The organism is Gardnerella vaginalis (assembly GCF_001563665.1).
Lineage (GTDB): Bacteria > Actinomycetota > Actinomycetes > Actinomycetales > Bifidobacteriaceae > Bifidobacterium > Bifidobacterium vaginale_A.
The window spans coordinates 66,034-84,143 of record NZ_KQ961867.1 but is presented as its reverse complement, the minus strand read 5'-3'; the positions used below and the strand labels follow the sequence as shown (position 1 = coordinate 84,143).

The 18,110-nt window shown below is 38.5% G+C and carries 14 protein-coding genes and 2 tRNA genes; 2 read left to right on the top strand and 14 right to left on the bottom strand.

Annotation, left to right across the window (positions count from 1 at the left end):
- Positions 1 to 56: 56 nt before the first annotated feature.
- The 8 genes from HMPREF3230_RS03895 to HMPREF3230_RS03860 form a co-directional block, all read right to left on the bottom strand.
- Positions 57 to 129 (bottom strand) — tRNA-Ala (locus HMPREF3230_RS03895).
- A gap of 28 nt (positions 130 to 157) precedes the next feature.
- Positions 158 to 231, bottom strand: a tRNA-Ile gene (locus HMPREF3230_RS03890).
- 106 nt (positions 232 to 337) lie between these two features.
- A complete protein-coding gene (locus HMPREF3230_RS03885) occupies positions 338 to 817 on the bottom strand; it encodes a Dps family protein (protein ID WP_075523645.1) in 480 nt (159 codons plus the stop codon).
- 90 nt (positions 818 to 907) lie between these two features.
- A complete protein-coding gene (locus HMPREF3230_RS03880) occupies positions 908 to 2,215 on the bottom strand; it encodes a hemolysin family protein (RefSeq protein WP_075523644.1) in 1,308 nt (435 codons plus the stop codon).
- 173 nt (positions 2,216 to 2,388) lie between these two features.
- Positions 2,389 to 3,171, bottom strand: a complete 783-nt coding sequence (locus HMPREF3230_RS03875) for a TIGR03943 family putative permease subunit (RefSeq protein ID WP_075523643.1) — start codon at positions 3,169 to 3,171, stop codon at positions 2,389 to 2,391.
- Positions 3,172 to 3,313: 142 nt separating this feature from the next.
- Complete coding sequence (locus tag HMPREF3230_RS03870; protein ID WP_075523642.1) at positions 3,314 to 4,405, bottom strand: permease; 1,092 nt, start codon at positions 4,403 to 4,405, stop codon at positions 3,314 to 3,316.
- Between the two features lie 166 nt (positions 4,406 to 4,571).
- Positions 4,572 to 5,237 carry a carbonic anhydrase gene (locus tag HMPREF3230_RS03865; RefSeq protein WP_075523641.1) on the bottom strand — a complete coding sequence of 222 codons (666 nt, stop codon included), beginning with the start codon at positions 5,235 to 5,237 and terminating at the stop codon, positions 4,572 to 4,574.
- 293 nt (positions 5,238 to 5,530) lie between these two features.
- A complete protein-coding gene (locus HMPREF3230_RS03860) occupies positions 5,531 to 8,287 on the bottom strand; it encodes a phosphoenolpyruvate carboxylase (RefSeq protein ID WP_075523640.1) in 2,757 nt (918 codons plus the stop codon).
- 226 nt (positions 8,288 to 8,513) lie between these two features.
- On the opposite strand from HMPREF3230_RS03860, the gene HMPREF3230_RS03855 reads away from it, so the two are divergent.
- Positions 8,514 to 10,286: a threonine/serine exporter family protein gene (locus tag HMPREF3230_RS03855; RefSeq protein ID WP_075523639.1), complete on the top strand. Its 1,773-nt coding sequence runs from the start codon at positions 8,514 to 8,516 to the stop codon at positions 10,284 to 10,286.
- 94 nt (positions 10,287 to 10,380) lie between these two features.
- Here HMPREF3230_RS03855 and HMPREF3230_RS03850 read toward each other — a convergent pair whose 3' ends face one another.
- The 6 genes from HMPREF3230_RS03850 to trpS all read right to left on the bottom strand — a co-directional run bounded on the left by HMPREF3230_RS03850 (position 10,381) and on the right by trpS (position 17,587).
- Positions 10,381 to 11,937 (bottom strand): AAA family ATPase, encoded by a 1,557-nt coding sequence (locus tag HMPREF3230_RS03850; RefSeq protein ID WP_075523638.1) that lies wholly within the window; start codon positions 11,935 to 11,937, stop codon positions 10,381 to 10,383.
- Between the two features lie 5 nt (positions 11,938 to 11,942).
- Complete coding sequence (locus tag HMPREF3230_RS03845; RefSeq protein ID WP_075523637.1) at positions 11,943 to 12,554, bottom strand: hypothetical protein; 612 nt, start codon at positions 12,552 to 12,554, stop codon at positions 11,943 to 11,945.
- Between the two features lie 14 nt (positions 12,555 to 12,568).
- Positions 12,569 to 13,933, bottom strand: coding sequence for a hypothetical protein (locus HMPREF3230_RS03840; protein ID WP_075523636.1), 1,365 nt, complete (start codon positions 13,931 to 13,933; stop codon positions 12,569 to 12,571).
- Between the two features lie 2 nt (positions 13,934 to 13,935).
- Positions 13,936 to 15,693, bottom strand: coding sequence for a hypothetical protein (locus tag HMPREF3230_RS03835; RefSeq protein ID WP_075523635.1), 1,758 nt, complete (start codon positions 15,691 to 15,693; stop codon positions 13,936 to 13,938).
- A 134-nt stretch (positions 15,694 to 15,827) separates the two neighbouring features.
- Positions 15,828 to 16,325 carry a hypothetical protein gene (locus HMPREF3230_RS03830; RefSeq protein WP_075523634.1) on the bottom strand — a complete coding sequence of 166 codons (498 nt, stop codon included), beginning with the start codon at positions 16,323 to 16,325 and terminating at the stop codon, positions 15,828 to 15,830.
- Positions 16,326 to 16,495: 170 nt separating this feature from the next.
- Positions 16,496 to 17,587, bottom strand: coding sequence for a tryptophan--tRNA ligase (trpS, locus tag HMPREF3230_RS03825; protein WP_075523633.1), 1,092 nt, complete (start codon positions 17,585 to 17,587; stop codon positions 16,496 to 16,498).
- Positions 17,588 to 17,731: 144 nt separating this feature from the next.
- Here trpS and HMPREF3230_RS03820 point away from each other — a divergent pair, with 144 nt between their 5' ends.
- Positions 17,732 to 18,106 carry a DUF3073 domain-containing protein gene (locus HMPREF3230_RS03820; RefSeq protein WP_075523632.1) on the top strand — a complete coding sequence of 125 codons (375 nt, stop codon included), beginning with the start codon at positions 17,732 to 17,734 and terminating at the stop codon, positions 18,104 to 18,106.
- Positions 18,107 to 18,110 lie beyond the last annotated feature (4 nt).

Genomic DNA, 18,110 nt, shown 5'->3' with positions numbered 1-18,110 from the left:
CAAGGGTTTTCGGCATGAAAAAAGGGCTTCTAGCGATTGGCTAGAAACCCTGTTTGTGGAGCTAAGGAGACTCGAACTCCTGACCCTCTGCTTGCAAAGCAGATGCGCTACCAGCTGCGCCATAGCCCCATTTGAAAGAACGCTAAACATTCTATCGTGGGCCCGGGAGGACTTGAACCTCCGACCTCATCCTTATCAGGGATGCGCTCTAACCACCTGAGCTACGGGCCCAACGTATGTCGAAAACATACAAATAGATAGATTAGCACAGGAAAGAAAAAAGTCAAATTAAATAGTCAAAGCTGGTGCGCTGGCGTGTCGCAATCGATTATTCAGATTATTCAAGATGACTACGCATAAACCATTGGAATTTCTCAAGCTGCTGAACGTGATCCTGAATAATGTTTGAGCTAACAAAATCTAATTCATCAAGCTCATAAATAGCCTTACGATCATCTGAAATCATATCGCTATAATAATCAATTAAAGCTTGCAAATATTCCTTAGTAGACTTACGACCAGTCAAAGCAAAGCGCTTCCATGTACGAGAAGAAATAACGTCATCAGCGCGTCCAAGTGGGGAACCGCCTAAAGTCGCAATGCGCTCAGCAGTTTCATCAGCTTGATTCAAAACCTCATCAACTTGCGGATCAAGCATTTCATGAACTGCAATAAAATCAGCCCCAGTCACATTCCAATGAGCATGTTTCAACACTAACGCAGCCTCTTGCTCATGGCTTAAGCGATTTTGCAAAATCTCTATAGCTTTCTCACTAGCATCTTCATCAAGACCTGGAACTATATGTAACAAAGTCATTTTATCCTCCATAACCTTCGTTAATACAACCTTCGTAATATATAATAGCCGTTGTTAATAAACCTTTGCTATAACATCTTTATTTTACAGCTAAGACTCAGGCTGAGCTCTACGGCGTACTTCAAGAGTAGCAATACGCCTTCCATCAACCTCAGTAACAGTCATATCGTAACCGTCAGCATCATGCAAAACAGCGCCAACTTTGCCCATCGCACCAGTATGAGCCAAAAAATATCCAGCTACAGTTTCATAAGGACCATCTTCAAGCTCAATGCCGGTTATATCTGCAAAATCTTCAATAGTCATACCACCATCAATAGTGGCAACACCGTTCACAAAAGCAGTTACCTTATTATCATGACCTTGATTCGTTTCAGTCGGCAAATCGTATTCATCACGAATATCACCAACTAACTCCTCTGTCATATCTTCTAAAGTAACAATTCCATCAGTTCCACCATATTCATCAATCACTACAGCTAAATGTATTCCGCGCTTACGCAACAACGACAAACTAGGTAATAATTTTGAAGTTCCAGGAAGACTAATACCCTCCCTTGTTACATCTGCAACTGTTTTTGCATTAGGATCCTTAACATCCAACAAATCACGCACATGCACAAAGCCAATAACATCATCAAAATCTTTTCCAGTAACAGGATAACGAGAATAAGGAAGCTCACGAATCTTATCAGCAGCATCTTTAAGGCTTAGTGAACCCTCTAAGAACTCAACATCAGCACGAGGACGCATAACTTCAGCTACAATCGTTTCTGAAGCATCAAAAACATCATCGAGAATAGTTCTCTCATCTTGACTTAAGCGTTTATTGGAATTTACGAGTACACGCAATTCTTCGTCAGAAACTTCGCTTTCTTTCTCATTTGGATCAAATCCTAAAAGTCGCACTAAACCATTGGTATTCTTTGCTATAAGCCAAATCAAAGGTCTGCAAATCATAGAAACAATATCTACAGCAGGAACCACAGCTCTAGCGATTTGCTCAGATCTTTGCATTGCAATTCTTTTAGGAACAAGCTCCGAAATAACAATCGAAAAATAAGATATTACCAATGTTAAAACTATCGTTGTTAAAGGAGATGCAATATGAGCTGGCACACCCCATGATTTGACTTGAGGAACAATATATGGAGCGATTGCAGATTCACCAAAAGAAGCAGAAAGAAAACCTGAAAGAGTTACGCCAATTTGCAATGTTGAAAGAAAAGTATTAGGATCTCTCGCAATTCGCGCCACACGCGCTCCACGCGCATCTTGCAACTCCATGCGATCAATTTGTGAAGCTCTCAAACTTACAAGAGCTAATTCAGTAGCAGCAAAAATAGAACCGCATAACAAAAAAATTACAATAAGCAAAACGTTAAAAGCCAGCGCCATACTTGTTATATTAGTGAACTTCGCTACGATATCAACACATATACAATAAAAATCGATTTTCAAATAAGTAAATTTTATATTTTATCTTTAATTTTCACTTATTTTGCTTCTAGATTCACTACAATAACACCCTCAACATTTTTAATCCTTTATGCCGATTTACTGCCCATGCTTTACTGCCTGTAAAAATATCCGCTAGGAGGAGCAGCTTCAGATATTTTGTCAATTCGCAAAATCACACCCGAACGCCGATTATTATCATTACCAACGTTTCCAACATCAATATGTGCAATAACATGAATCCATTGATGTTCTTTAACTAACGAAAAATCATTCTTGCTAGAAGAAGAAATCTCTCCAACAAACCCAAATGGTGACATATCTAAAATACAGCAAGACATAAAATGACGAGCAACATAAAATTGGTTAGAGCCAAGAGATCTAGATTTACTTACGAATCCATTAACTATTATTTTATATCCCTTATAACGATTCACATTGTGATCGATTTCGTCATACCAAGTTCCAAAATCATCATTAGAAACAGAAATAGTGCGACTAGCTTGATCAAGACCTCTAAAATTTTTATATCCTTGAAAATCCTTAATTGCTATAGCTCTTCCGCCGGCATATTTATCGAATCCAAAATTTGCATAATCATGATTTTGCAAAGGAATCACAATAAGTAAAGCAGGGATGCATATTGCAACTAATATACGAAAAGACTCACGTGAAGATACTTTACAAACGTTGAAAAGCGCACAAAAAGCCAACAAAATAAGCATTATTGACGCAATTATTAAATACGGAAAAACGCGAGGCGTTGTAAGAAAAGTATAACTTCCACTAAAAGCAGACCAAGCTATTGATACAGAAAGAAAAGACAAAGACAAACAAAGCACAATCCTAGAAAACAAAGGATTGCGCAAAGACGAATTCTGCGTGATTTTACTCATCTTTCACTCACCTTTTCTAAAGTTTCTAGATTCAGATTGAAAAATTTAAGAAAACTTATGCTAATTACTAAAATCCGATTCGCACGATTCATACAACTCGTCCGATTCATCCAATTCGCACGATTCGCACGATTCATCCGATTCATAGCACACCTCCCCAAGCAAAATGAACAAGCAAAGATGCAACTAAGCACAACAAAACAACAGTTAAAGTAAAACGTAAAACAAATTTACCTTTACAATCACTAATAAGCATAAGTGTATTTTTAACATCTAGCATAGGTCCAAAAAGCAGAAAAGCTAGGACTGAAGATATTGGCAAAGATGCAGCTAAACTTCTTGCAATTACAGCATCGGAACTTGAACACAAAGAACTTGCATAAGCAATTAACATCATTGCAGGTATAGATATAAGCGCAACAGTTGTATTTATATGGGATGCTGGATCATTACCTAACCAAGCTCGTATTATTGATGCAATAATTGAACCAAATAAAATTATTGGCATTAAATGAACAAAATCTTCATAAATATGATTAGCATATGCTAATAATTTCGACCCAAATGAATTTTGCATAGAAGACTCATCGCGAGAACAACAAGACCCATCGCGAGAACAACAACTATTTGAAGAATCTGAATCTTTACAAACACATAAAGTACTTTTATCACCCAGTATACGCTGTTTAAGAATTGTGCCTTTATACGGGAATATTACAAAACTCATTCCAACAAGTAGAGCGACAACAATCCCCAATGCAACTCGAATAACAACAACAGCTGGAGCGTCAGAAAAAGCGTACCAAGTAGCTAAAACAGATACAGGGTTCACAACAGGCACAGCACATAAAAACGTTACAGCAGCAGGCAAAGGCAGCTTTTTAGCAACCAATCTAGAAAAAGTCGGCACAATAACACAATCGCAAACAGGCATGCAAAATCCTGCTATAATCGCTACCAAAAATCCGTCTGAAGTAGATTTAGGCATATGCTTTTCTATAAATTGAGTCGTAACGAAAGTTTCAACTGCTGCAGAAACCAATACTCCAATAAGCGTAAAAGGAACAGCTTGCAAAAGTAAACCTGCTATTGCGCGAATTGTAGTGTTTATTGCAAATCCCGTAAATCTAGCTTGTAAAGCAGGCGCAATTGCAATAAGTATGGCTATTATAGGTACGCCAAGAATCACATATAAATAATGCGCAGAACTTGTTTTTTGCATATCCTGTTTCATGTCTAAACCATTTTCACAAATAAACTAATAAGCCAACGAACTAAACTAAACTAAACTAAACCGATGAACCAGACTAAACCAAGCCAACAAACCAGATTGAACTAACAAACCAGACTGAACATGAAAATATTCTTAAATCTCAGTAAATAAAATAATATTTTCAATATCAGCAAGATAATATTTCAACTAATCCGTCACTCATTCGATATCTAGCTCCAACAATCATGAGCTTCTCACTATTCATAGCTTCACGAATAACTTCAGATTTATCACAAATACTCATAAGTACATTACTAACGTGAATACGCTCAATATCATCAGTTTCCAAAGAATCCTCAATTCCAGAAACTACAGCAGGGCCTAAAGCGCGCAATAATATTGATTTTGAAGATTCAATAGCTTCGTATACATCATCTTCATCAATATCTTTAATAATCTTAGAAACTTCTGGCAAAACAGCTTTTACAGCACCGCAATTCTCATGACCTAGCACAACAAGCAATTTAACGTGCAAATCACTCACAGCATATTCCAAAGAAGCTAAAACTGCATCATCAACAACTTCGCCAGCACTTCGAACAGAAAATATATCTCCTAAACCAGCATCAAAAATAAATTCAGGAGCAACTCTAGAATCAGCACAAGAAAGCACAACAACATTAGGATTTTGACCACTAAGAAGTGATTTGCGAGTTTCGATATCCACGCCAGAATGTAGCGATTTACCTTCCGCAAATCTGCGATTACCTTCGAGAAGTGAAGTCAATATTGATGTTTTTAACACAGAATTTTGCTCAATCAAATTATTTTGCTCAATAAAACTATCTTGCATAATCACCTCTAAAACGTAAATCAAAACAAGCTTTCATTACCAACAACATTGTATATTCACAAATGCTTTTCACAAAAGATATTAAGACGTTGAAATTCACTACAACAAGACTACAAATTCACTACAACAAGGCGATTACACAAAAAGTTACGATAAACAGCAACAAACAGCGACAAACAAAAATATGGGTTATTCCCCAAAAATATAAACAGCAACAAACCAAATATAAGAAAACCTTCACAAGCTAAGCAAATAGCAATGTGAAGGCTTTCTTTACTAAACAAATAGTGAAATCATCCAGTATTTTGCAAACCGGCAGCCACACCGGAAACAGTGCACAAAATAAGGTAGATGAACTCAGCTTGCTGACTTTGACTCAGCTCTTCTTTATCAACTTTATTGCGCAACTTATGCAATGCAAGCGACTGAATTACAGACAAAACATCCACATAAGGCGAGCGCACACGAATTGCTTGACCGAGCACGTGTCGATGTTGCAAAGGCCACTTATCATCAACAATTTGCAAAACCCACTTACGAGTCAATTGCATTTCTGAAAGCACTTTATTGCTCAAATCTTCACGATCTCCCAAGCTTAAATACATACGAGCAATACGCTCATCTGTTTTAGCTAAAGACATCTCAATATTGTCAATAAAAGTACTAAATAACGGCCACTCTTCATATGCTGTGCGTAATGTTTGTAAATCGCCAAACTTTTCACATGCTGTACCTAATCCATACCAAGCAGCCAAGTTGATTCGAGCTTGAGCCCAAGAGAAGACCCACGGGATTGTTCGCAAATCATCCAAAGATTTCGCACCCAAACCACGTTTTGCAGGACGCGAACCTATAGGCAATAAGCCAATTTCACTCAAAGGAGTGACAGTTGAGAACCACGGCGCAAAATCTGAAGTCTGCAGCAAATCAAGGAATCTTTCATGAGCTGCAACATCAAGCTTTTGAGCCATATTCGCATACTTATGAGTCATATCTGTATTAGTCTTCTCAACGCTTGGCGAAGACTGCAACAATGTTGCAGCTGCAACAGACTCAACATGGCGAATTGCTAAAATAGGATTACCGTAACGAGCAAAAATAACCTCTCCTTGCTCAGTAAGCTTAAATCGGCAATTTACAGAACCAACAGGCTGCGCAAGCACAGCACGGTTAGCAGGACCGCCACCACGACCAACAGCACCGCCACGGCCATGGAACAAAGTCAAATCAATATCGTGCTTCTTAGCCCACTGAGCAATTCTCTCTTGAGCGCTATGCAATGCAAGAGTTGCAGAAGTAGGTCCAGCATCCTTAGAAGAATCAGAGTATCCAAGCATAACCTCCATCTTGCGACCGGTTGCCTTTAATCTAGCTTGAACCTCAGGAATCTTAATAATTTCTTCAAGAACATTCACAGAATTTTGCAAATCTTCAAGTTGTTCAAATAATGGAATCACGTCAATAGTCGGAGCATCCTGAGGATGAGCAAACGCAAGACGGTTCAACTCAAATACATCACGAACATGTTGAGCTGATTTTGCAAATGAAATAATATATCGGCGAGCAGCACGCATACCGTTACGTTTCTGAATTGCTCCCAAAGCGCGGAAAGTATCAAGAACCTCACGCGTCATCGGCTGCAACGGACCTCTCTCGCCATGCAAACCGTGCTCACGAATATCTTCTAGAGCGCGAGAATGCACAAGAGAATGCTGACGGAATTCCATTTCCACCATATGGAATCCAAATGTTTGAGCCTGCCAAATCAAATCCTGCAACGGTCCATAAGCAGCACGTGCATCACCTGCTTGTGCAAGAGAACGCTGAACTATATGCAAATCTTCAATAAAATCTTCGCAAGAATGATACATTAAATCAGTATCTCTTCGAATAGTTCTATTCAAACGATCTGCCATTACTAGCATTACAGCACGATGAGGTTCGCTATTAGATACATCAGACGCGCTCTCTGTAAGCTGCTCACTCATTTCGCGCTGACGATTCCAAAGCTCTAGCAACTCAACGCTTGGCGGAGTTGTGCGAGTTTCCATCGTTAGACATTTGCCAACTTCACGTGTGCGCTCTTCTAAAGCTGCCAAAACGTGATCACTAAACTTACGCGCAACTTGACGACTTACTTTAGCTGTAACATTTGGATTTCCATCGCGATCAGATCCAATCCAACTACCTGGATGGAAGAATGCAGGACAACGCGGAGGAACTAAACCAGCTTTTTTACCAAGCAGCCAATCGTCAAATCTACGATAAACAAGTGGAATAGTATCAAATAAAGTTGCATCAAAAATCTCAAGAATTGTATCTGCTTCTTCAACCGGCGTTGGCTTTTTCAAAGCTATAGGGGAAGTACGAAGTAGCGCATCAATCTCATTATAAAGACGGCGATAATTTTCTCGTTTATCTGATCCACCTAAACGATGATGTTCACTTAAAAGTTTGGAAATTCTGCGAATTTTGCCAGCAACAGCTTTACGGCGAGCTTCTGTTGGATGAGCTGTAAAAACGGGATGGAATTCAAGTTTTACCAACAATTCCTTAGCTTCAGCAGGGCTCATTTCGGTCAACAACTTGTGATATGCACAAGTCAGCTCATTTACTGGATCTACCGGATTAGAATCAGCAACATCACACTCACGCTGATGCAATACTGAAACTCGGTAATTTTCCTCACAAAGATTTGCTAAATGGAAATAAGTAGCGAATGCACGAGCTAAAAGCTGCGTATCAGTCAAATCCATGCCATTGATTTTCTCAACAGCTTTACTTAATCCATCATCAGCAGTTTCTTGAGCATCTACCATTTGAGCAAAATGAGCTGCACTAGCTTCAACTGCATTCAAACGCACTTCATCAAATACTACTAATAATTTTTCATCAAATTCGCCCAAAACATCGCGAAGAATATGCAAGCACAAATCCATGTCTTGCTGAAGCGATGCTGGAAGTTCACGCTCCTCAGGACCTTTTCGTCCTAAACCAGACGTCACAATAGTGGCGTCCGCTGGAGTTACCTGTTGATTATGAGCTGTCATCAGACCTCCTTGCGCTGTTTTAAGGTTGCTTGGTCATCTAACTTCCGCGGCTCCTCCGCGGTTATTGGGTTAGAAGTTGCAAGCCCACAGCCTTTGATACAGCGAGATACCACGTTAATTTTGAAACTACCACAGGACGTAACAACAAATATTCATTTATAAACAAAAAACATCTTCCAAACTAAATAAAACAACTAGGCAACAGGGGTGCGTATACTAAAAAATTGTGAGTATAGCAGAGAATAACACACCAACTGACAGTAGCGACTATAGCGAAGAAAATAGCGAAAACGACGAAAACGATAATATTTTTATCGATAGAGAAAGTTACATTAACAGCAACAAAAGCAAGCAGGAAATTCTTCCTAATGGACACGTTGTTGGAAAACCTTCTGGTAGATTTTTCACTCATGCTATCCCTCTGGATATGGAAGATGTTGAACGCGATTGGGATAAACCTGTTTGCGAAGCTGGAATAGCCGCAAAATCTAGCATTATTATTCGAGTCGGCTCTCTTGGTTTAGGTGCAGGAACTGGAAGCTACAGAGTTAGAGAACTTATGCATAGCGTTGGCGAACCTATGGGTGTAAGCGTAAGAGCAGACGTAAACCTCACAGATATTGAAGCCACATGCACTGATAAACATTCACGAATAACAGAGGTAGTTGACTTACCAACAACTGGAGTAAATACAGAACGAATTTGGCTTCTTGAACATTTTGCAGACTGGTTTAATGTAAAACTCGGAAACGATTCCTTATATCACTCAAAAGCATCTGTTTCAAAAGAACTAGTCGATACTTTGCAAGTTTCAGATGACGAAAATGCAATTATTAACACTGCTAAAAAATCTGAAATAAACGCTACTAAACGCGCTGAAGATGAAGCAATAGAGAAAGCAATATCGGAAGAAAAACCTCGCGGAATCTTTGCATTAAAACCTGAGAACACTTATGAGGAACATTTTGAGCATTTAGAAAATTCACAAGATCTTTCTAATAAAAAACATAAACCTCTCACAGTTCGAGAAGTTCACGATAAACTTGACCTAATTAAAAACCGCAAACCTCTTTATAAACCTTGGTTTGCAGGACTTGCTTCAGCTACAGCATGCGCATCATTCGCATTCCTACTTGGAGGCGGAATTTACGATATGATAGGCGCATTTATTGGAGCTGGAATAGGACACTGGGTTCGTAGACGAATGTTTATGCATCATCTAAATCAATTCGTTGTGACATTCATAGCTGTAGCAGTTGGCGCATTATCATGTATTGCTTCACTTCAACTTATAGGATTATTTGATCCTACTGCACCTTTGCATAATACAGCGTATATAGGTTCAGTATTATTCGTAATTCCTGGTTTTCCACTGATTACAGGCGGTTTAGATATTGCAAAAATAGATTTTCCATCTGGAATACAACGTCTTTCTTATACGCTTGCAATAATTTTGATGGGAACTTTAGCAGGCTGGATGGTCGCAAGCCTAGTACAGTTAAATCCGCAAGGATTCACTCCTTTAGGCTTAAACCCTTGGCTAAATGGCATCTTACGCATGATTACAGCATTTGCTGGCGTGTGGGGCTTCTCCGTGCTATTTAATTCACCACAGAGAATGTGTGTTGTTGCTGGAGTTATAGGCGCAATTACAGATACACTTCGTCTTACTATGGTTGATTTCGGTGTTAGCGCAGAAATAGCAGCATTTACAGGAGCGCTTCTTGCAGGGCTTCTTGCTTCTACTTGGAGGTCTATTGTGCGTCACGGATGGGCACCTCAATACTTAGGATATCCTCGAATAAGTCTAACTGTGCCTTCAATAGTGATTATGGTTCCAGGCTTATATATGTATCGCGCAATGTTTTACCTTGGTCAATTTAACACTTTGCCAGCTCTAAATTGGACTTTCCGCGCCTTTATGGTAATAGTGTGCTTGCCAATAGGACTTGCTGTAGCTCGCGTAATTACAGACAAGAATTGGCGTTACGATGTGTGATTAGTTAAATTTGCAATAAAATAACAAAAATAACCAATCACATAATCGTTTTATTTTGTTATGCAAGCTTAAATAATCAAACTTACATAACCAATCACATAATCACTCTTCGTCCAGTACTAAGAGTCGGCTGTTGAACATCTTGACACTTTTGACCTGCAGGTACTGCGCGATTATTACCCCATTCACGAATATATGCGATCTCCTCAGGATTAGACTTAGAGAACGGCACTACATTCCTGAAAACGTCAATTATGTAGCTTTCATTTGGCAAAGCAAGCGAATGATTAGCAAACATATCTGAAGCTATATCGTGCACAACTGCATCAATATCAGAACCAGCAAAACCATCAGAAAGCTCTACCAATTCGTTAATAAGCGAAGGATTCGGGCATACTTTTGCATACTTTGTGAAGCAAAGTCTAAGAATTTCTTCGCGCTCTTGCGGAGTTGGCAAATCAACAAAGAATATTTCGTCAAAACGACCTTTACGAAGTAACTCTGGAGGCAAAGATGAAACATCATTAGCTGTTGCAACAAGAAAAACTTTAGAAGTAGATTCTTGCAACCAGAACAAGAATTGACCAACAAGCCTTTTTGCAACTCCGCCGCCACTGTCGCCATTTGAACCTGAAAGACCTTTTTCAATCTCGTCAATCCACAGCACACATGGAGCTACTCGATCCGCTGCAGCTAACGCTTCACGAAGATTAGACTCAGATTCACCAACATACATTCCAAGAACAGATCCCATATCAAGTCTGTACAACGGAAGTTTCCATTCATGCGCTATTGCTTTAGCTGAAAGCGATTTACCACAACCTGGAACACCGCATAGCAAAACGCCTTTAGGAGGATGCAGCGGAGAATTAGTTAAATCGGATTTAATAAGAGCTTCACGCTTATTAAGCCAAGCTTTAAGGTTAGAAAGACCACCAACTTGATAATCTTCACGTAACTTAATTCGCTCTATTCCAGTCATATTACCAAAAATACGATCCTTGAATTTAGATAATTCAGGAATATCATCATTGGTAATAGTTCCTTTAGCAATCAAAGTTGCAAGAACATTAACTGCTTCTGCTTCAGTAACACCAAGCAAGATTTCTGCAGCTCTACGAATTTCATCATGATCCCAGTCAATACGAACATTAGGACCGCGATTAGCATCTATAGTTTCCGACAAAACATCATACAATTCGTCAATATCTGGCAAATCCAACGAAGTAGTCATACCCAAACGAGATAACCCACTCCAAACAGGCTTGTCAACAATTAAAATCATTGAACCCTGATGAGGTTCTGCAAGTCGAACCATTTGAGCAAAATGGCGAGCGGTTGTTGTATCACTTTCAATACCGTCAAGATCACTGAAAATATAATTAACATTTTGACGAGTTTTAAATGTTTGCTTTGCTGTATCTAAAGCTCCAACCAACGAATAATCGTCAGACATTTGCTTTCTAGACAGCAAGTCAACCAAACCTTCTGTTGCAGAAAATTCAAAAAATGGCAGAGAACGCAATTCCCTTGCAATATCACTAAGTAACCCAGTTACACGGCTTGGTTCTACTGAGTTAATAACGATTAAAGGAACTCTAGCTTTCAAAAATTGCTCAACTATATTCCTTGTACCGACATAATTTGGCATATTACCTACCTTGAATTACCAAATAATCGACCAAAGAAAGCTTTCAAACCCGTATTAGTTTTGTTAGCTTCTTTTTCACGCATATTTGACTGTTGAGCACGCTGTTCAGCCTGATCGATTACATTCATAATTTCATTATTATTCTGATAATTTTCATTAAGAACGGCATTAAGTGGCGAAGTTCTGACTATTTCAAGAAGCTGATCATGTGAATTTACAGCCCAAGAATTCTTGTTTTCAGTAACTTCTTTTTCTAGCTGCTTCTGAAGATTATTTATATCTTCTGTTGCATTTTTCATAAGTACCGAACGAACTTCCTGAGGTAATGTCGGACAGCTATCAAGATATATTCTTCTAGATAATAGTTTCCGAGAATGAAGTATAACATTCGACAACTCATGCAAATCAGTTACATGTTCTAAATCTCTTGTCAATTCAGAACGCCAACGTTCCATAATCTTGTTTTCCGCGCGCTCAATATGTTTCATCAATCGCTGAAATGTTGAAGAAGGAAACATCTCAACAGTGATTTCTGGCAAACCACTAAGAGAAGTATTTGGATCATTACCAAAAGCACTAAGCCTATTCACCCAAGAAACATAAACATCTTCAGACATCATTCACCTCACGCTCATCTGTTGATTAAGATTTCTCCAGGTGGCAATGGATCCCAATCAGGTAAATTACCAGCAATTTTACGTTCGCGCGTAATCTGATGCTTTGCGCTAGTTGCAACTGAAGTTAGAAGATTCCTACGCTCTACAAAAGATGCATTATCGTCATTTTTGGGTCTAGGAACAAATCGCGGACGCCTACGAGAACTTGGGCGCTGAACCATATTATTTACACCAGGCATAGCATTAGGTTCTCCAAATGCGCCAGGAACAGCATTCATAGTTACATTATTTTGATAGCTATATTGAGAATTATCATAAGAATTATTAGCCATCGCATAATTAGATTGCGCTGAAGTGTCAACAGAAGGATTCAAAGAAGAATCAGCAACCGAATCAGAAACAGGATTATTCGTTGCATCATCAGCAGAAGCGTAAGCAGAAGAATCACTCATTGCAGAATTACCCACTGCAGGAGTTTCAATATTGGAATAAGACTGCTCTTCAGATGACTGACTATCAAAATTATTTTGAGATGAAGATTCACTTTGAGATTGAGTATCAATGCGCGAGAAATCATCTGCATTACTTGTTTTAGCATCTTCTTCAGAAGTAGCTACGCTAGTATCAACACTATTAGAATCAGTTTGCACTGTTGAATCATAGTTTGAATCACTTTGACCATAATTTGAAGCGAGCGCACCATAATTTGAATATGAACCATATGTTGAAGAAGAATCATTTGACGCATAATTAGATTGCGAATAATTAGATCCATATGCATTAGATTCATACGTTGAAGAAGAGTTATTATACTGCGAATAACTAGATTGCGAATTATCATATTGTGTACCATATGGCTGTTGAGAAGAACCGTATTGATTATTCTGCTGACCGTACTGATTAACAGATCCATACTGATTACCAAAACCATACTGATTACCAAAACCATACTGATTACTCTGCTGACCATACTGATTAGAATTCCCGTACTGAGAATTCCCATACTGATTGGCAGAACCATACTGAGAATATGATCCATATGCGTACGAATTATTAGCATCATCGCTCTGTGTAGGAACGCTCGAAAAGACGTTACTATTCGCATTCATTCCTGTAGGATATGCATTCCCATTGCCATTAGCATTAGACGCATTAGACACATCATATGCACTAGATGCGTTAGACACATCATTAGCATTAGACACATAAGATGATTGGACACCATATGTCGATTGAGAATAATGAGAATAATAATTATCGTTTCCTGCTACATTCTGAGAATTATTTTCTGCAGACTCTTGATTATTGTCAGAAGATTTCGCATTTTGCGTTTCAGATCCCAGATTATACTGGTAATCTTTGCTATTATTGTTGTCCATCGTTATTTCTCTTCCTCTTGAGATTCATCTAATTTAGGCATTGCAGTAGGCCAAGTTTCAATTAGATTTCTTAAACTCTCTTCATCTTCATTAAGTTCTTGATATTCAAATTGAATATCAGCAAATGCAGCGCGAGCAGCAGCAAGATGAAGCCTTGAAACTTCAAAAGCTTTCTCTTTATCTTGTAAAGCTTTCGCAATTGCTTCCTCGGATTTTTTCTGTTTGTTACTAGCCCATATTGCTATACCGGCGATTGCGCAAACAGCAACGACAAAAGCAAACATAGTAGCATGAATTAAGAAAAGAATTACGACAGCAATAACAGAAAAAACAATCGGTTTAATCAGCATACTGTTATCAAACTTAAGTGTTTTTATATAATCTTCAAAAGTTTTATCCCAAGCATCGTGAAGTTGATTAAAAGCAACTGTTTCATTATCGCTAGTATAACCTTCATAACCATAGAAATGGTGTACTTCAGCTAGTTTAGAATGGCTTTGATCTAAAACAATTCGAGCTGAATTCAAAGTTTGAGAGCGATAATTTCTAGTATATTCATTTAAAGCAGCTAAGAAATCTTGCTGACTTGAGCCAACTGAAACCTTCTGTGTTTGCACAGAAACACCCATTAAATCAGGAGATATAGCAGTTCGAGTTTGCAAAGTAACAGCATCAACTGTTTCTTCCAACGCTCTTTTATATTGATCCGCTTTCTTTTCAGCCTTATCCATATCGCCATCAGTTTCAACAATAGCTTCGTTATACGCTACTTCACGTCTTAATGGCAATTCTTCATCGTCATACTCTGTAACTAGTTGCTCAAGCAAATCATCAAGCATATCAGCAGATGCTTGAAGAGTAGTATCCATATTATCTTTTACAGCTTGATACTTATCTCTCGTATTTCCAAGCGCCGTAGCAGATTCAAGCATATACTTCAATCTGCCAAAATCTGGGCAGCAATCCCGCAATTCGCTATACTCTTCAGGAGCAAGCATCGAGCTATTATTTCCAAGTTCTTCCACCCATTCTTGAACCTGAGATTGCACAATATCGTCATTAAGGCGCAAATCATCATTCCATTTTTTAATTTGCTCAGAAAGCATATTTGCACCATTCTTGCCAAATGCTCCTTGTGCAGCAGCTTCAAGAATTATTGCAAATTCACGAGTAAGAGCTTTAGAATCACAACTTTGCAAATAATGCTTCAACCAGCGTAAAGCAGAATCATTTCTTCCCATTCGGCGCAATATTAAAGCAAAGAACAAAGATGTTTTCGATGCATTTCTCTTAAATGCTTCGTCTATAGATTTATTAACTATATCTTTATCGTCACGACTCCAAGCAGCTATAGCAACAAGTGCAGGAGCAAGCCAATATCTTGGACTTTGAATCATCAATTCTTCTGAAACGTGAGAAACTACAGAATCACTTACATTTGCAACATCAAAGGCTTGCAATACACCTACAGAAGTACGACGAACTTTATCGTAATGACCATATTGGCGATCGAGTTCGCTTTTAAGATTACCCAACTTTGTTTCAGCACGCTGAGCATTGACAGCACGCTTAGCAGATTCAACATATTCATAGAATGCCTTGCTAAGATTTTTCAAATCTGAGCGAGTTTCATCAAGATCTTGACCTACTTGAACTACAGCATCACTTACTGAGTCAACCCTATAACCGACTTCATTGATAGAACCAGCTATGTTATCTAAATAGCGTTCTAGCGCGCGAGGATCTACAACTTCCTCCATATTCATCTCCTTCTCTCAAAAGGCAATATTAGCCTGCACAAAAAGCAGCAATCTCATAAATTATATCAATTCAGTGATTATTAACTAATAAATTATTATTAAATAATAAATTAAATATTTTATGAAAAACTTATTTATCTTTCAGTCCCATCTTCAGCAACAGGAACTACTTCTCCATCGGAATAAATCTCTATATAAGCGTATTGAGGAGAAGACGCTAAGCTTCTAGCAGGTTGAAATAGCGTCGGAACTGTATCACTATTCTTATAGTGTTCAACAATGTTTCCATCTAACGAAACATAGTGATCTACATAAGGATAACCGATATAACATTTTGCAAATAATGCAACAAGTTGACCGCCAAAACGTTGCTTATATAATTCATCAATATATTCAATAAGTTGCTGCTTATAAGCTTCATTAGTTGTAGTATCAAGTTTGCGAACAGCTTCAAGAATCTGCTTAGAACGAATTGCATGCCTATTTTCAAGTTCCCAAGTAGAAGTTTTTAGCTCAGTTCCAGCATCCTTAAATTGACTATCTTTTTCTTGAGGAACCTGAAAAGAAAATCGATTTGCAGAACTTTGCACTTGCGAATTATTAGCATTTACAATTCTCACTTGACGTACCATATTCTCTCCTTGCTCTCTACTTGTTCATTGTTCTTTCATTGTTCTCTCACTTTATAAATTATTTACTATTATCGCTCAAATCACTACAAAACTGAGAAGAATTTAACGCTTTAATGCTGCAGAAACAGAAGTACGCTACGAAAATAAGTTAGAAAAAATTTTGCGCTATTTTAGTACTTCATTCCCATTGCTTCGCGAACTTGATCAAGAGTTTCCTCTGCAATTGCATTAGCTCTCTTATTACCATCGTGCAAAATATCGCGAATAGTATCCATATCTTTCGCCAATTCACTACGGCGTTCGCGATGAGGTGCTAAGAAATTATTTACATTTTCAATCACGTAAGCTTTTAATGCTCCAGCACCAGAATTACCAATCTCTTCTGCAATATCTTTAGGATTCCTACCTGTAACTAATCCAGCAGTAGTTAGAAGTGCCGAAACTTGCGGACGAGAAACTGGATCAAAAGTAATCATTCTTTCAGAATCCGTAGGACTCTTCTTAATCAACTTAGCAGTTTCTTCTGCAGTCGCTCCCAGCATAATCGAATTCCCATAAGACTTACTCATCTTACGACCATCCAATCCTGGTATTTCTGGAGCATCTGAAAGAATTGCTGCAGGCTCTGGAAATACTGGATTCTTTTTTGCATACCTCTCATTAAAACGACGAGCGATTGTTCGCGTAATTTCAATATGAGGCAAATTATCCTTGCCTATTGGAACTACATTAGCTTTGCAGAATAAAATATCACATGCTTGATGCACAGGGTAAGTTAGCAATAATCCAGTTAAAGCGTGACCAGAGGACTCCATTTCAGACTTTACAGTAGGATTCCTGTGCAATTCTGCTTCTGTAACCAAAGACAAAAATGGCAACATAAGCTGATTTTCTGCGCTAACAGCGGAATGTGTGAAAATCATAGTTTTTTCAGGATCAATCCCAGCAGCCATATAATCGAGAACAAGATTTAATACATTATCTTTAATGTGTTCTGTTGTATCGCGATCTGTAATCACTTGATAATCTGCAATAATAATATTCGTATTAACGCCACGCTCTTGCATCGCAACACGCTCACGAATAGAACCGAAATAATGTCCTAAATGCAATCTACCTGTAGGACGATCGCCGGTCAGCATTGTAAATGAAGAAGGATTAGCTTCCAATTTTTCTAATGTTGCATCCGAGCGTTTTCTAGCAGCCACAAAGCTTGCACTCATCTCATTACCTACAGCAGTTACTTGTGCTTCTTGCGACATATACGACTCCTTGCACATGCAGATTTTACGCTTAAAATATGGCTTTTATCGTAAAAGTTTGCTCAGACAATATATTCAGTTGTGGCACAGTGGTACGCTCTTGTGTGATGAATTGATTGTTACAGAATTTTTAGAGGGGGTCAGATGGGCCGCGGACGACAGAAGGCAAAGCAACAGAAAATTGCCCGTAAGCTCAAATACCTGACGACCGATACGGATTATGACGAGCTCGCTAAAGAACTTAATGCTCATGAGCTCGAACAAGAATCTGTCGATCCACAAGAATCTACTGAAAGCTATGAAGGCAATAGCGAGTATCTAAATGAAGATACTTCATCTTCCAATCAAGATGAAACAGATGATGATTTAGATGAGTATGCTAAGTGGGCTGCAGAATCAGCAGCGAAAGCGATGAGCAATGAGAAGACTTCATCGTCTTCAAACGCACACTCTCCTATTCACCACCATATTCCTATGCCTGTGCCTGATTTCATGCACAAGCACAGTGAAGATAAGTAGCATA